Here is a 15,675-nt window from a genome sequence, read left to right as displayed (position 1 = left end):
ACGACATCTCTAGGAGACCTCCCATGTTCAGCAAGAACACCCGGCCGGCCATGCTCTTCACGTCCTTCGCAGCGGCGGGCGTGCTGCTCCTGACCGCGTGTGGCGGCGGTGACGACGGCGGCGACTCGAAGGCCGCGGGCGACGCCCCCGCGTCCAACGCCCCGGCCGCCGACGGACAGTCGGGCGGCGGCGACGGCGCGATGGACCTGTCGCTGCGCTCGGGCACCGCCGAGCAGAACAACGCCCAGCGGCGCACCGGCGACTGGGCCAACCCTCCGGGCAAGCCCGCCACCAAGCCCGTGCAGCGCAAGTGGGTCCAGCTGTCGGCGGGCCGGGCGGGCGACCTCGACCCGGTCGTGGTGAACGGCTCGGGCTTCACCCTCTACCGCTTCGACAAGGACACCGCGCAGCCGTCCAAGTCGAACTGCGCCGGCGCCTGCGCCACCACCTGGCCCCCCGTCCTGGTGGACCCGGGCGGCAAGATCTTCGTCGACGGCGTGAAGCCGTCGGCCGTGGGCGTCATCAAGCGGGACGACGGCACGCGCCAGGTGACGATCGGCGGCTGGCCCGTCTACCGCTTCAGCAAGGACACCAAGCCCGGCGACACCAACGGCCAGGGCGTGGGCGGCACGTGGTTCGGCGTGACACCGGAGGGACAGAAGTCGGGGCAGCCCGCGGGCGGCGGCACGGGCACCGACGAGGGCACCGGCGGCGCGGGCTCGGACCAGGGGACCGGTGACGCAGGCGGCGGCCAGGCCGCCGCCCCCGCCACCAGCGCGATCCTCTTCGACGACGCCGACTTCCCCGGCAATGGCGTCGCGCAGGGCGTGGCGGGCGAGGGCTGCCAGAACGTGGCGCGCCCGAAGGTGGCGTCGTCCATCTCGGCGAGCGGCTCGCTGAAGCTCTGGTCGAAGGCGAACTGCAAGGGCGAGTCGAAGGTGATCAACGGGGACGTGGCGGACCTGGCGACCATCGGGTTCGACAACAAGACCAGCTCGGTCGCCTTCGGCTGACGGACCCTCACACCCGGACCCGCGCCACATGCCCGTCCGGCCGGATCAGCGCCGAGCCCACCCCCACCCAGTCGGGGTGGGCCTCGGCCAGGGGCCCCTCGTGGACGACGACGTCCGGCGAGGGGCCATCGGCGTGCCCGGCGCCGTCGAGGTCGAGGAGGACGTGGCGGCCCGGGCGCAGCAGGTCGAACAGGGCGCGCCCGCCCGCGAGTCGCAGGTTCGGGGCGCGCCGCCCGGTGAGCGGGTGACTGCCGGAGTCGGCCGCGTACGCCACCGAGAGGCCCGAGAGCCCTTCGGCGAGCCGCCGGGAGAACTCCGGTACGGCGGCGATGGCGCCGCTCAGCAGATCGCGCAGGGCGGCTCCGTCGCCGGAGTACGCCGTCATCAGGGCCGTCTGGGCGCGGGTGGTCCCGATCAACTCGACGCCGACCGGGTGCCGTTCGGCGTGATATGTGTCGAGGAGCCCGTCCGGGGCGTCGCCGCGCACGGTCGCGGCGAGCTTCCAGCCGAGGTTGGCGGCGTCCTGCACCCCGACGTTGAGGCCGACCCCGCCCGCAGGGAAGTGCATGTGCGCGGCGTCGCCCGCGAGCAGCACCCGGCCCTTGCGGTATGTCTCCACCTGCCGTGCCGCGTTCCCGAACCGCGAGAGCCAGCGCGGGTCGCGCATGCCGAGGTCGTCGCCGTTGATCCGCAGGACCTTCGCCCGCAGCTCCTCGAAAGTCAACTCCCCCGGCCAGTCCTGCTGTTGATCCTCCGGCGTGTGGCCGACGAAGCGGTGGACGCCGCCGGGCAGGCCCACGCAGAGCAGTCCTCCCCGCGGCGTCGACACGCTGAGGACGGGTCGGGCGGGCGGCGCGTCCAGGACGACGTCGCCGAGCCAGCCCCACACCGTGGCGTCGCTGCCGGGGAAGCCGATGCCCGCCGCGTCGCGCACGGTGCTGCGGGTGCCGTCGCAGCCGACGACGTACACCGCCTCGGCCTCGTACGGGCCGCTCGGGCCCTCGACGTCGACGCGCACGCCCGTCGCATGCTCGGTCAGGCCCGTCAGGCGGTGGCCGCGCCGGATGTCGGCGCCGGCGGCGCGCGCGTGCTGCTCCAGGAGCGCTTCGGTGCGGGCCTGCGGCAGGGCGAGCGTGAACGGGTACGGCGTGTCGAGGACGCCGAAGTCGAGGCGGTGGTCGAGGGCCGCGAAGTGCCCGTCGGGCAGGCGCATGCCTTCGGCGAGGAACGGCTCGACGACGCCGCGGCACGCCAGGACCTCCAGGGTGCGAGGGTGCACGGTGAGGGCCTTGGAGTGCGGGGACGGCGTGGCGCGCTGCTCCAGGACGGTCACCGGCACGCCGCCCAGCCGCAGTTCGGCGGCGAGCCAGAGGCCCACGGGCCCGCTCCGGCGATGAGGACGTGCGGGTGCTGCCGGTTTCGGCGGGTCGCTGCTGCTGCGTGCTCCGTGTCCACGGGGCCTCCCCTTCGAGTCTCACTTGGTCAGCGACTTCGCGTCGCACCTGGCCAGCGACTTCGCGTCGCACCTGGCCAGCGACTTCGCGTCGCACTTGGTCAGTGACCAAGTCGTCTGAGCGTCAGTAGACTAGGTCAGTGACCAAAAAGCAAGGGAAGGCCGCCCGGACCGAGAGCGGCCACCGCGCGGGGCTCACGCCCGGCGCCGTGGCGCGCGCGGCTCTCGACGTCCTCGCCGACAAGGGCGCCGACGGGCTCTCGGTGCGGGCGACGGCGGAGCGCCTGGGCGTGCGGATGAACACGGTGCTCTGGCACGCCAAGACCAAGGCCAGGCTCCTGGAGCTGATGGCCGACGCGATCGTCGCCGAGATCTCCCTCGACGGGCTGCCGGACGAGTGGCGGGCGCGGGCGCGTGAACTCATGCGCCGCTACCGGAGCGCGCTGCTCGCGCACCGGGACGGCGCGCGCATCGTGGCGGGCACCTACGCGGCCGAGCCCGCCACGCTCCGCTTCGCCGAAACGCTCACGACGGCACTGTTGGCGGGCCTCCAGGCGGACCGGACGGACCCGGCGGACGCAGCGGGCCCGGCAGGCGCCGCCCGCGAGCGCGAGGCGGCGTGGACGGCCTGGAGCCTGCTGTACTTCGTCCTCGGCCTGACGCAGGAGGAGCAGTCGCTGCCGGAGACGCCCGACCCCCGTTTCACCCACGCGCTGGAGTCGGGCGAGTACCCGTCACTGCGCCGTCTCGCGCCGTACTTCCGCGACCCGTCCTTCGACGGCCGCTTCGAGCACGGCCTCGACCTGCTCGTGGGGCCCGGGTCGGCCTAGCCCCTGCTCCGCGCGCCGGGCCTAGGCCCCGTCGGCCGCCGCCCGCACCGTCGCCACGTCGATCTTCTGCATCCGCAGCATCGCCGCCATGGCCCGCTGCGCCCGCTCCGGGTCGGGGTCGGTCACGAGCGTGATGAGTTCGTCGGGGACGACCTGCCAGGACAGGCCGTACTTGTCCTTGAGCCAGCCGCACTGGCTCTCCTCGCCGCCGTCCGCGGTGAGCCTGGTCCAGTAGTGGTCGACCTCTTCCTGGTCCGCGCAGCCGATCTGGAAGGACACGGCCTCGTCGAAGGTGAACTCGGGTCCGCCGTTGATGCCGGTGTAGTCCTGGCCGTCCAGCGAGAAATCGACCGTCAGGACGGTACCGGCCGGGCGCGGACCTGCCTCGCCGTAGTACGACACGTTCGTGACCTTGGAGTTCGGGAAGACGGACACATAGAACTCGGCGGCCTCCAGTGCCTGGGTGTCGAACCAGAGGTTGGGCGTGATCTTGGGCATGGCGCTCTCCTGTCGTCCGCGTGGACCCTCGCTTGTCTGTACTGACCCTCGCTCCGGTCGAAACTCATCGCCACCGGACGCCCCGACGTCTTGGCCGCCCTCCTCCGCGCCCCGATGATGCGTCCAGGGGCCGGGCACGTCGGGGGGAGGCCGGACCATGGACAGCGGTCTGATCAGCACCGTCATCGCCACCGTGGGCGGCGGTCTGCTCGGCGGGGGCGGCGCGATGCTGAGCCACCGCAGCAACACCCGCACCGCCGCCCGCCTCATCTACGCCGAGCTGGCCAGGAACAGCGCGGCCGTCGCCTACTTCCGGCAGACCGGCCACTGGACGGCGCCCACACTGTCGCGGACCGCCTGGGACGAGCAGGCCGCGATCATCGCCCGCAGGCGCGGCAGCGCGGCCTTCGTCGCCGTGCACCAGGGGTACGAGGCCCTGGAGATCGCCCCCGTGCTCGCGGCGGGCGGCCTCGGCGACGCCGTCCGGGACCGGCTCCTGAACGGGGCCGTACGCCAGTTGGTGCGGGCCCTCGAAGAGGTCGCCGCGATGGCGCGCATCCCGCCCGAGCTCGTCCGCGAGGCCACGGGGCTGCTCGACGGCTCGCACCCGGCGCCCGTCGAGGAGACCGACGCGCTCACCTGGCTGCTCCAGGGCGTCGTCCCGCTCGCACTCCAGGCGCGCCTCGCCCCGGAGGACGTGGCGCGCCTCGTCACCGAGTCCCCGGCTGCGGAGCCCGCCGCCGTCGAGGACGCGGACCACGTCGTGTACGACGCCGGGCACAGCCGCGAGACCACGGGACTTGCCGTGGCCCGGCGCACCGGACAGCCACCGACGGGCGACCCGGTGGTGGACGAGACGTACGACGCGATGCTCGCCACCTCGGCCTTCGCGCGTGCCGTCCTGGGCCGCGCCCCCCTGGTCCGGCGGCCCATGACCGCGGTCGTGCACTACGGCGACGGCTTCACCAACCTGTACTGGAACGGGGAGCTGCTGGTCCTCGGCGACGGGGACGGCCAGACCTTCGGGCGGTTCAGCCAGTGCCTGGACGTCGTCGCCGGTGGCATCTGGATGGGGGTGCGCGAGATGAGAGGGCTCTTCTCCCACGCGGGGCAGAGCGGTGCGCTCGCGGTCTCGCTCCGCAACGTCTTCGGGCAGCTCGTCCAGCAGTACTCCGCAGGCCTCGGCGTCGAGGACGCGGACTGGGTGGTCGGCGCGGGCCTGCTCGCACCGGGCGTCCGGGGCGTCGGGCTGCACTCCCTCAAAGCACCCGGCACCGCGTACGACGACGCCGCCATCGGCAAGGACCCGCAGGCGGCGACCATGGACGCCTACGTCCGTACGGGCCGCGACAACGGCGGCGTCCACATCAACAGCGGCATCCCCGGCCACGCGTTCTACCTCGTCGCCGAGCGCCTCGGCGGGTACGCGTGGCAGCGCGCCGGGATGATCTGGTGGGACGCGCTGACCGTGCACGCGGTCGGCCGGGCTCTGCTCTTCGAGGACTGGGCGCACTTCACGACGGTGGCCGCCGTGAGCAGGTACGGCGAGGGGAGCGTCGAGCACCGGGCCGTGCTCGACGCGTGGGAGCGGGTGGGGGTGCGCATGCCGGAACGGTGAGTGCGGGGCTCCTGGTTCAGCCCCGGCCCCGCAGCGCCTCCGTCAGCGCGGCGGCGAACTCCTCCGCCGTGGCCTCCTCCGGCCGCGCCAGGGCGTTCCGGGTGAGCTGCCCGAGCCACGGCGTGAACCAGAACTCGCCCTGGACGGGCGGCTGGCGCGCGTCCCAGTCCGGTACGGGCCCGGCGAGGCGCGCCACGAGGAGCGCCACCCGGTGGACGTCGCGGACCAGGGGCGGCATGCGCGGGTCGTCGCCCCAGTCCGGCTGGTGCATCAGGACGGGCCGCGGGTCGTCCAGGGGCGTCACGCTGTCGATGTCGATGAGCCGTCCGCGCCCCCGGCCCGCCTCGACGCCGTACACGAAGTTCTTCCAGTTGGTGTCGCCGTGCGCGAGGCCCATCGCGTGCAGCAGGGCGTGGGCCGACACCACGTCGAGCAGGAGCTGTGCGCGCTGGAGGGACGAGGGCACCTGGCAGCCGGCGTAGTCCGGCTCCTCGGCCAGGAGGTGGTCGCCGGTCTGCGCGCCGCCCTCGCGGAGCAGGAACGGGGCCGCGAGCGGCGGGTACAGGACGCCGACGGCCCGCTCGCCGTCGCCGACGACCGCGCGCGGCCACAGCAGGACGCGGTCGGCGGCGCGGCGCCGGGGTGTGGGCAACGTGCCGACCCGGGAGAGGAGTTCGCGGTACGGGGCGAGGGCGCGGACGGGATTGCGCTGCCGCTCCCCGCCGCCCGCTGGGCCCGCCTCGCTCTCCTCGTCGAACTGCTTGAACAGGAACTGCTCGGCGGAGCCTGCGGCGCGGGCCCGGCGGATGTGCGGCGGCGCCCCGGGCGGGGGGTCTCCTTTCCACAGTCCGGCCTCCGGCACGAGGTCGATCATCGGGTAGCCGTGGGCGGGCGGGGCGGGTCCGAAGCCCGGCCGTGACCGGCTGTTCTCCGGTGTCCCGAGCGGCTTCGCGGGCGTGGGTCGCGGGGACACCGGGGGCATGCGGGACGTGTGCGCCAGGGACCCGAGCGGGATGTCGGGCAGAGTGTCTGACGGGCGCACGGACGCGCCCGGGGGCGGGGTGCCGGGCCGGACCCCGACCGGTGTCGCCTGCGGCGCGAGCCGCGCGGGCGGGTCGATCGTGTCCACCAGGGCCGTGGCGTCCGCGCCGAGCGCCACCGGGCCCGCGCGCCGCGGCACCGTCGCCACGACCCGGCGTACCAGCGGAGACACGGCGATCACGACGACGCTCGCCGTCGTGCCCTCGGCCGCGTCGTCCGCCCCCGCGGGCCCCGCGACGAGCAGAGCGCCCGCAGCCACGTACACGAGGAAGGCCACCGACCGGTCGAGGGCCGCGGGTTGCCCGGCGACCCGGGCCGTCGCCCACAGCGCGAGCAGCAGGGCGGCGGGGCCGCCGAGCGCGAGGCCGACGACGACGTCCTCGTCCCAGCGCCTCGGCTCGGGCCAGCGCGCGTTGACGTCCCACAGCCAGCACGCCGCCTGGCTGCCCGCCCAGACCGCGGTGAGGAGCAGCCACCCGGCGGCGCGGCGGCGCCGGGCCCGCCACCGCAGACCGCGCAGCCGGTGGGCGTGTCCGGAAAGCTCCGCGCCCCGCGTGGTGCCGCCGCCGGTGTCCGCGCGCCGCCGCAACTCCGCGGCAGCGGCGGCGAACCGCACCGCGTCGGCCGCCGCCGCGTCCATCGCGCGGCGCACCACCTCGGCGAGGAGCTGCGCGGCGGCGACGACGAGCACGAGCCACCAGCCGAGGTTCACGTCCAACGGCCCTCACCCCGTGCCGGAGCCGAACGTGCCGTCGGGCCCCGCCTCGTGGTGGCCGAGCCAGGCGACCGCGGCGGCCCGGTCGTCGCTGCGGTCGTTGCGCCGCACGGCCAGTGAGCCGAGGAACTCCAGCGGGGTCGGCGGGGTCGCCCAGAGCCGCCCCAGGAAGGCCCGCACCTGCTCGTCGCGGCCGTCGCGCGCAAGACCGTCGGTGGTCAGGGCGAGGACCTCGCCGTCGCCGAGGTCGAGGACCTGGATCTGCAGGGCCGCGTAGTTGCCGGGCAGGGCGGCGGTGGGCGTGAGGTCCTCGGCCCGGCCGGGGAAGACGGGCGCGAGGAAGCCGGGGCGCAGCCGCCACGCGGTGGAGTCCCCGACGCGGGCGACCACCGCGGCGACGCCGCCGCCCGGCGGGATCCTCGTCGGCAGCGCCGCCACGACGAGCGTCGTGCGGTACTCGCCGTGTTCGTGCCCGCCGCCGGTGCGCCGCCGGGACAGTGAGTCGAGGGTGACCGCGACGTCGGCGACCGTCTCGCGCACCCGGTCCGCGAGGTGGTCGCCGGAGAGGCCGGGCGCCGGGAGCCACTGCGCGCGGAACGCCTTCACCGCGACCCGGGCGGCGGCGCGGGCGGCGCGGCCCGCGTCCTCCGAGCGGCCCACGCCGTCCGCGACGGCCAGGAAGCAGATGCCGGTCGCCTCGTCGGACCACAGGGCGAAGGCGTCGTTGCAGTTGTCCCGGGGACGGCAGGTCTCGGCGGCCGCCGCGCCCGCCCGCACCGTGACCGCGCCCGTCTGCCCGCCGTCGTACGCGAGCAGCGGCAGCGCCGCCTCCGCGTCGCCGGTGAACAGCGGGGGCTCGTACCAGGGTTGGTCCATGGCGTCGACAGCCGGAAAGTCGGACATGGTCAGTGGTCCTCGTCCATGGTCAGAAGTCCTCGATCAGCAGTCCTCGGTCAGCAGTCCTCGGTCAGCAGTCCTCGGTCAGTAGTCCTCTTCGTAGGGCCGCTCCGTCCCCGGTGGCGGCACGACCTGCTCGGAGTCCATCGCCACGCTGCGCGCCACCGAGCCGAAGACCAGCTCGGCGAAGCGCTCGATGGCCTGCGCGGGCGAGTCGCTGCGGCCCGCGAGGTAGGCGGCGCTCGGGTCGGCGGCGATGGAGGCGAGGGTGCGGGGGTCGACACGTCCGTAGCCGTAGGGCACGAGCAGGACCCGCCGCCCCGCGCCGGCGCTGGCGAGGAGCGCCTGATGCTCCGAGTACCAGCCTCCGGCGCGGTCGCGGTGGGCGGTGGGGCGGCCGTCGGTGAGCATGAACACCAGCGGCGGTCGCGCCGCGGGGCCGAGCGCGGCCAGGTCGTGCGCGACGGTCCGCGCGGTGGCCTCGAAGACCACCGCGAACGACGTCGGCCCGGACGCCTCCAGGTCGGGCACGGCCGTCGTCGACGACAGACTGGTGAGCGGCAGGTCCACGCGGGCGTCCTCGGCGAAGGAGATCACCGAGAGCCGGACCGCACGCCGGATCGTGGGGTCCTTCGCGAGCCGCGCGAGGAGTTCGCGCAGGACGGTGTTCACGACTTCGATCGCGGTGACGGACCCGGCGGTCTCCGCCATGGACCCGGACCGGTCGGCGAGTACGTACAGCGGAAGGACGTTCATCCGCCGCTCCTCGGGGCGAGCAGCACCAGGGCCTTCTCCGTCCGTCCGGCGCGTTCCCGCGGCAGCCGTACGACCTGGAGGACGTTGCCGGAGCGCGCCGGATAGCCGTCGAGGGTCACGCTGCGCTCCATGTCGACGAGCGCGGTGAAGTCGGCGGAGCCCCTGCGGTCCAGCTCGCCCTCGCCCTCCCTGGCCTCCCCCAGCTCGGCGAGGGCGCGCACGGCGTGCGTCCGCACCGCCGCCATCAGCTGGGCCCAGACGCTGCCCTCGGCCGCCTCGGGCACGAACGCCGACGCGGCCAGGTGGTGGGCGGCGATCACCCAGGCGCCCGGGTCGCCGGTGGCCGCCGCGGCCGGGCCCAGCGCGTCGTACTCGGCGAGCAGCCGCAGCCGGGCCGACCAGCCCGGCACGGTGGTGGCCCGGGTGCGGTCGACCAGGGCCACCCCGCGCATGGCGCCGAGGAGTTCGGCGACGGTCGGCAGCAGCCGCTCCACGGCCTCGCGCGGCGCGAGACCGGACGGCAGCGGGGTGAGGATCAGGCCCGGCAGCAGCCGTTCGCCGCCGAGCCGGAGGGTGGCGACGTCGACCGCCGACGGCCCCCACAGCTCGGGCTGTTCGCCGCGCTCGGCCGTGCCGGCCCGCACCCACTCGGCGAGCAGCCGGCAGGCGACCTGGCGCGGCCCGGCGGCGGCCACGCCCACCAGGCCGAGCAGGGGCGCCGCCGCGCCGTCGTGGCGGGGGTGCAGGTCGGCGGGGTCGACGGGGGTGCCGAGGACGGTGGCGAGGTCGTCGCAGAGGGCGCGGACGAGGGGAGTGGGGGCGGTGTCGGGGGCGCTTCCGGTGCCGTCTTCGGGGTCGCTTCCCCGGGTGCGGGCCTCGTCGGGCCGGGTGCCTTCGGCGGGTTTCACGGAGTCAGAGGGTGCCACTGAAGGGGTCCTTGCTCTCGTCGTAGAAGAGGCCCGACTTCATGACCTCCTCGAAGACCTCGCCGTCTGCGGCGTCGATCAGGTCGAGGGGCGCGGTCACGGTACGGCGGCGGGGCCGCTCCTTGTGGAAGCGCAGCGTGCCGGTGGCGTCGAGGGACACCCAGACGTAGCCCTCGGGCACGTCGGCGAGGGTCCCGAACTCCCGATGCGCCGGGTCCGGCCCGGCGTCCCGCTCCACCCCGGTCCCCGCCCCCGCGCCGGGCTGCCCCCAGTACAGCGTGATCCGCCGCGCGGCCACGTGCAGCAGGAGTCCGCCCGCCGGGACCGGATCGCCCGCGAACGCCAGCGGCTCGCGTTCCCGCAGGCCCACGCCGACCTGGTACACCTCCTGGTAGAGCGAGTAGCGCAGGGTCGCGGGCGCGCCCTCGCGCTCCGGCGGGGCGACCAGGCCGTGCGGTACGTCGGTGGTGTCGGCCGGGGCGACGTCGTCGAGCAGCCAGCCCGGTGTCCCCTTGCACAGCAGGAGCGTGATGCGTTCCTCCTGGTCGATCTCGAAGCGGACGTTGACGCCCGCGGCGGCGAGCGCGTCCGCCTCGTGCACCTTCATGGTGTGGGTCGCCCACAGCGAGTCGGCGTCGCGTCGGTCGTCCCTGGAGACGTCGTAGCGGTGCACGGCGAGGACGGCGCGCACCGGGTAGGTCGAGCGGCCCTCGGCGTAGGCACGGCCGCCGGGTTCGAGTTCGAGGCGCTGGCCCCGGCTGAACACCGGTTCCTCATACGTCTCCTGGGAGCCCTTGCGGAGGTGGAAGTCGGCCGCCAGGTTCACGTACAGACGGCTGGCGTCGACGTCCAAGTAGGAGATGCCGCGCAGCAGTTCGGGGATGACCTCGGGGTCGTCGGCGTCCGGGCTGAGGTCGGCCACCGCGTCCAGGTACACGCCGCCGACCGCCGTGCCGGTCTTGGCGAACTCCGCGTCGAACTCGACCTCGAAGGTGGGCGCGAGCTGGTCGCTCTCGAAGCGGCGGCGCAGCCCGTCCTCGATGCCGCGACGCAGCGCGGCGGAGTGCATCGAACCGCCGGAGAACAGCACGCGGTCGACGCTCTCGCGACCGCCGCCCGACACGTCGAGGCCGCCGCGGGCGATGCCGCCGGCCAGCCAGGCGATCTCCGCGACGAGGTCGCGCAGCTGCTCGGCGATCTCGTCGGCGGTGACGGTCACCTCCGCGGCGGGCAACTCGGCGGGGGCCGCGTCGTCCGGGGACACCGGCCAGACGAAGGGGACGGCACCGGAGTCCGGCGCGGCGCCGCCCGGGGCGACGGGGCAGATCCGCACCGTCGCCGGGTTCTCGCCCCTCAGTCCCTGCCGCTTCACCGCTTCGGCCGCCTCCCACAGGGCGTGGAACCGCTGCTTGCGGAGCGCGGCCTGTTCCACGCCCTGGAACCGGGTGTCGCCTTGCCTGATCCCGAGCTTGCCGCGAAGGAGCTTGAAGAGCTGGGCGGTGAGGCGGTCCCCGCCGAGGTTGAGCCGACCGCCCGAGGCCAGGACCTGCGGCTGGAGTTTGTAGAACCGGCCGGGGCTGTCACCGGCGGACGCCGGGGTCGCGTCCACAATGGCCACCTTGATCAGAGCGCAGTCGGTTGTGCCCCCGCCGACGTCGATGACCAGCAGGTTCTCGTGCCAGGCACGGGCCTTGGCCCACTCGTGCGGCTGCTCCCAGGCGCGGCCGCCCTCGGGGCAGCGGGCGTTGAGGGTGAACGCCTCGACGCCGAGCAGGAAGTCCGCGCCGAGCCGCTTCATCATCGCGAACCCGGCGGCGGCGACGGCCTCGTCGATGTTCATCTCCACCTTGGGCGCGAGGGTGCGCAGCACGTCGAGCAGCTCGTCACGCTTGTCCGGCGGCAGCTTGGTGGGGAAGGTCACGCTCAACGTGCCGATGGCGCGCGGCATTTCCAACTCGGCGGCGACCAGTTCGGCGAAGCGCGCGTACACCCGGCGGAACAGCTCACGGCCGCTCAGTTCGGTGCCCGGCACTGTGCGCTCCAGGTCGGCCAGATGGCGCTTGACGCCCCGGACGCGCTCCCCGGTGGCGTCGGACGCGAAGTCGACACTGTCACCGGTCACGACCAGGTCGCTGGTGCGCGGCCTGGTGTGGCTGACGTGGTGCACGTCCAGGGGTGCGCAGCCGAAGACCTCTCGCCAGGCCTCTCCCCTGATCCGGGGGATGCCGACGGTGCGGTCCTCGATCTCCTGCGCCGGGTCCGGCGAGTCGTCGGTGGCGAACAGCTGGACCGGCAGCAGGCTCCTGGCTCGTTCCACACCGGCGGCGGGCAGCGCGGCGTCGCTTCCGCTCACCCGGCGGCGGTCGAACACGCCGCACACGGCGCGGCTGGTGCCGAAGTCGATGAAGGCACCGATGAGGTCGGGGCCCTCTGTCTGAGCGGGAACGCCGTCAGGCGTGGCCTGGGTCATGGGTCGGTCTCCGATCTGTTCCGGGTCGAGCCGGAAGCTGCCGCGTGCCGACGGCGCGGGGACGCGGGACTCCGGTTGGTGGCGGCGGTAGTGGACGACGACCGTGGGCGCGGTGGGCCTGCGCCGCCACGGGGTGAGGACGAGGTCGGCGTCGGCCGCCGCACCGTCGACGGGCGGCGTGAAGGTGGTCGTGCTGACGACGGCCGAGCCGTCCAGCACGTCGACGCGCTCTATGCGCCCTGGAACGGTGCCGCGCCGCAGCGCGAGGCCCGCGCTGCCGGAGCGGCCGTAGAGCTCCAGCGACGGCCGCTCATCAGGCACTTCCCGCCCTCGCCGTCGACAGTTGCTGCAGCTCGGCCCCGATCTGGTTGAGCACGGCGACCGGGCCGGTGGCACTCACGAGCGCGAGCCGCTGCTGGACGAGGAGTTCACCGAGTGCCTTCTGGGTCTGGACGACGGCGGGTTCGAACTTGTCGATCAGCCGTCGTTCCAGGAGCCGGGCCAGCTCTTCGCGGACCCGGGCGACCTGCCGGAAGTACAGCCGCGCCGCCGGGCGGTGGCCGGTGCCGCCGTCGGCGCCGCGGCGTCCGGCCAGCTGGTGCAGCAGGCGCCCCGCCATGGTGTCGACCTGCGCGACCTCCTCGGCGTCGGCGTCCGCGCGCGGCTGCTGCGGGCCGTCGTGTGCGTCGGCTCCGGACGGCGCGGTGAGCCGGGCCCACGGCGCCGCGTCGGCGAAGTCCTGGCGGGTGTGCGAGGCCCACCAGCTCTCCAGGGCCTCGGTCAGTTCGGTCCGGGTCCCGTCGATGGCGGCCGCGGCGAGGCCGCCGACGTCGAGCCCGCGCAGCGGCTGGAGCGCGTCGCCGTCCGCCCTGCCCCCGGTGCCGGTCGGTTCCAGGGCGAGCCGCACCTCCGACCAGGCGTCGGCCGCGTACACGGCGGTGTCGGCCTGTTCCCTGGCGATGCGGCGCAGGTCGGCGATGGGGCGGGCGTCGTCGCGGGCCGCCGCCTCCTGGAGTTTGAGCTTCCCGGCGACGGGGACGTGCCCGCCCGCCTCCTTGAGCAGCCGGATGCCGTCCTCGATGAGCTGCTCGAACTCCTGCGAGTCGACGTGTCGCGTGTCCTTGTCCGCGAGTTCGGCGATGAGGGCGCGCAGGTGGCCGACGCCGCCGTCGGCGAGGGCGCCCTCGACGGCGACGCGCAGGTGGCCGCCGGTCGGCCCGGAGGGGTCCCAGGCGGCGGCGCGCCACTGCTCGCGCGCGGGCTGCGTGCTCTTCCAGATGTGCGGGTTGTCCGGGTCGAAGGCGTTCCAGGCGGCCTCGTCGGCCGCTGCCCACGGCCCGCTGACGGCGGCGACGCGGGTCTCGCGGCCGGGCCGTCCGTCCGCGGCGATGTCACGCACCATGGAGGCGATGGACGTCTCCAGGACGTGCAGGGAGTTCGCGTTGCCCGGGTTGTCGACGGCGTCGAGGCGGGTGGCGACGAACACGCAGTGCGGGTCGGGCGCGGTGCGCGGGGTCGTGAACTGGGTGCCGCCGCCGCAGGCCACGGTGAGCAGGGCGATGTGCGCGCGGCTCTGCGTCTCGGCGATGACGACGTCCTCCAGGGCGCCGCCCTTGCGGGTGCCTGGGGTGTCGACGATCACCACGGACCGGCCCGCCGCCCAGTCCAGCGGCCACACCTCGGCAGGGACCTGCAAGCGCGCGCTCACCCGGGCGATGAGCGGGGTGCCACGCCCCCTGCTGAACGTCAGGGAGCCCTCACGGGCCTCCAGTTGCTTCATGGTCAAGGTCTCGCCGTAGCCGAGCCGGTCCACGGCCTCCAGCATCTCCTGGACGAGACCGACGTGCGGATGCGCGACGTGGCTCAACTCCTCCAGGCTCCGGGAATCGTCCTCCTCCAGGTCGAGCAGACGACGGGCCCTGCGGCGCGCGCCTTCCTCGGTGAGCGTCACGACGGTGTACTCGGGCGGGCCCATGGGCCCCTCGTCCTGGACGAGCCGCAGCTCCGTGGAGACCGCGCTGACCGCGCCCGGACCCACCGAGAAGATGTCGTCGCGGCCGAGGAGCAGGCGCAACGTGGTCGATTTCATGGAGGAGTTGGCCCCGAGGGCCACGATCCTCACCTCACCGGCGGTGGTGTGCCGCATCCGCTCAAGGACGTGTTTCAGCTGGTCGATCCGGTCGACGAGCACGGGCGATTCAGCGGGCAGCGCAAGCCGCTCCAGGCTCGCCTCCAGCTTCTCCAGCTTCCTGACCAGGTATGTGTCCCCCATCGGGTGCCTCCCCCCTCGGCGTCCGGGGAGCACCACCCCGAACGCGCGGAACGCCGCCGGCCCCGGTGGGTGGGCGGCGACTCCAGGCCATTCAGCCTGAAGCACTTTTCATGATTTTGATAGACATCAGACCTTCACTGACAGATCGTCAGATATACGTCTCCCAGAGGCCGTTGACGGTCAGCCGTGCGGCACCACCGCGATGGGACAGGCCACGTGCCGGACGGCCGAGTCCGCCGTTCCGCCGAGGCGCGGCCCGGCCTGCGCGCGGCGCCCGACGACCAGGAGCGAGGCACCCGTCGCCGCCTTCAGGACGTGGTGCCCCGTGCGCCCGAACCGGACGCGCTCGACGACCCTCGTGGCGGGGTAGGCCCGGCGCCACGGCAGCAGCTGCGCCGCCAGCTCGCGGCGCGCGTCCTCCTCGCGCTCGGCGAGGACGTCGGGGACCGCACGGCCCGGGGCGTCAGCGTCGAGCGGCGGCACGGTCCACACGTGCAGCACGTGCAGGGGAGCGCCGCGGACGGCCGCCGCGTCGAAGGCGTATCCGATCAACTCCTCACCGGGGAGCGGGAGATCGAGCGCGACGACGACCGGCCGGTACGGCGTGCTGCGCGAGGGTCCGCCGTCGGTGTCCGGGACATGGGCGTCCTCGGGGCACTCCCCCGCGCGGACGAGCACCACAGGACGCTCCGCGCGCGCGGCCACCGCCGAGGCCACCGAGCCGACCAGGAAGCCGCCGCACCCGGCCAGGCTCCGGGAGCCGAGGACCAGCGTCTCGGCGTCGGCGGCCGCCGCGAGCAGGGCGGCGGCCGTCGGCCCCGTGGGCTGCTGGGCGTGGATCCGCAGCGCCGGATGGACGTACGACAGTGTGATCGCCGCCCGGTCGAGGACGCCGTGCGCCCGGTCGGCGGGACCGGCCCGGCGTATCCGCGGCTGGTGGTCCTGGTCGGCGGCGACGTGCAGCAGGCGCAGCGGCACCCCGCGGCGCAGCGCCTCGCGCGCCGCCCAGTCGGCGGCGTCCATGCCGGCGAGGGTGCCGTCGATGCCCGCGGTGACCGCGCGGGTGCGGTCACCGGCGGCGAGGCGGGTGCGGGTCGTCGGGCAGGGGCGGGGGGACGTGCGGTGGCGATTCATGGGGTGCCTCGGCGGGTGTGCGATCCAGTGCTGTTCAGGTACACGTGCAGGT

Annotated in this window: 12 protein-coding genes; 3 read left to right on the top strand and 9 right to left on the bottom strand. The window is 74.6% G+C overall.

The genetic code is table 11. The features are described 5' to 3' along the window. The first annotated feature begins 23 nt into the window (after positions 1-23). Positions 24-1,013 (top strand): hypothetical protein, encoded by a 990-nt coding sequence (locus AB6L24_RS16215; RefSeq protein WP_405655972.1) that lies wholly within the window; start codon positions 24-26, stop codon positions 1,011-1,013. 7 nt (positions 1,014-1,020) lie between these two features. On the opposite strand, the gene AB6L24_RS16210 is transcribed toward AB6L24_RS16215, so the two are convergent. Continuing rightward, on the bottom strand, positions 1,021-2,391 hold the full coding sequence (locus tag AB6L24_RS16210) for an FAD-dependent monooxygenase (protein ID WP_405655970.1): 1,371 nt from the start codon (positions 2,389-2,391) through the stop codon (positions 1,021-1,023). Between the two features lie 215 nt (positions 2,392-2,606). Here AB6L24_RS16210 and AB6L24_RS16205 point away from each other — a divergent pair, with 215 nt between their 5' ends. After that, on the top strand, positions 2,607-3,296 hold the full coding sequence (locus AB6L24_RS16205; RefSeq protein ID WP_405655968.1) for a TetR/AcrR family transcriptional regulator C-terminal domain-containing protein: 690 nt from the start codon (positions 2,607-2,609) through the stop codon (positions 3,294-3,296). A 21-nt stretch (positions 3,297-3,317) separates the two neighbouring features. Here AB6L24_RS16205 and AB6L24_RS16200 read toward each other — a convergent pair whose 3' ends face one another. Further along, on the bottom strand, positions 3,318-3,794 hold the full coding sequence (locus tag AB6L24_RS16200; protein WP_405655966.1) for a VOC family protein: 477 nt from the start codon (positions 3,792-3,794) through the stop codon (positions 3,318-3,320). Between the two features lie 157 nt (positions 3,795-3,951). Here AB6L24_RS16200 and AB6L24_RS16195 point away from each other — a divergent pair, with 157 nt between their 5' ends. After that, positions 3,952-5,412 (top strand): M4 family metallopeptidase, encoded by a 1,461-nt coding sequence (locus AB6L24_RS16195; RefSeq protein ID WP_405655965.1) that lies wholly within the window; start codon positions 3,952-3,954, stop codon positions 5,410-5,412. A 16-nt stretch (positions 5,413-5,428) separates the two neighbouring features. Here the strand turns inward: AB6L24_RS16195 and AB6L24_RS16190 are convergent, their stop codons facing one another. From AB6L24_RS16190 to AB6L24_RS16160, 7 genes are all read right to left on the bottom strand, one after another. Beyond that, positions 5,429-7,171 (bottom strand): hypothetical protein, encoded by a 1,743-nt coding sequence (locus tag AB6L24_RS16190; protein WP_405655964.1) that lies wholly within the window; start codon positions 7,169-7,171, stop codon positions 5,429-5,431. Between the two features lie 6 nt (positions 7,172-7,177). After that, positions 7,178-8,071: a protein phosphatase 2C domain-containing protein gene (locus AB6L24_RS16185; RefSeq protein ID WP_405655962.1), complete on the bottom strand. Its 894-nt coding sequence runs from the start codon at positions 8,069-8,071 to the stop codon at positions 7,178-7,180. 78 nt (positions 8,072-8,149) lie between these two features. Then, positions 8,150-8,821: a vWA domain-containing protein gene (locus AB6L24_RS16180; RefSeq protein ID WP_405655961.1), complete on the bottom strand. Its 672-nt coding sequence runs from the start codon at positions 8,819-8,821 to the stop codon at positions 8,150-8,152. Continuing rightward, positions 8,818-9,729 (bottom strand): hypothetical protein, encoded by a 912-nt coding sequence (locus AB6L24_RS16175; protein ID WP_405655960.1) that lies wholly within the window; start codon positions 9,727-9,729, stop codon positions 8,818-8,820. Before AB6L24_RS16175 ends, AB6L24_RS16180 begins: the two co-directional genes overlap by 4 nt. Positions 9,730-9,733: 4 nt before the next feature. Beyond that, positions 9,734-12,538, bottom strand: a complete 2,805-nt coding sequence (locus tag AB6L24_RS16170; protein WP_405655959.1) for a hypothetical protein — start codon at positions 12,536-12,538, stop codon at positions 9,734-9,736. Beyond that, positions 12,531-14,489, bottom strand: coding sequence for a hypothetical protein (locus AB6L24_RS16165; RefSeq protein ID WP_405655958.1), 1,959 nt, complete (start codon positions 14,487-14,489; stop codon positions 12,531-12,533). Before AB6L24_RS16165 ends, AB6L24_RS16170 begins: the two co-directional genes overlap by 8 nt. Before the next feature lie 180 nt (positions 14,490-14,669). Then, positions 14,670-15,623, bottom strand: a complete 954-nt coding sequence (locus AB6L24_RS16160) for a universal stress protein (protein WP_405655956.1) — start codon at positions 15,621-15,623, stop codon at positions 14,670-14,672. Positions 15,624-15,675: the final 52 nt, after the last annotated feature.

The sequence above is a fragment of the Streptomyces sp. RK9 genome (genome assembly GCF_045070545.1).
Lineage (GTDB): Bacteria > Actinomycetota > Actinomycetes > Streptomycetales > Streptomycetaceae > Streptomyces > Streptomyces alboflavus.
The sequence above is the reverse complement of the archived record's forward strand: the minus strand, read 5'-3'. Positions and strand labels throughout refer to the sequence as shown.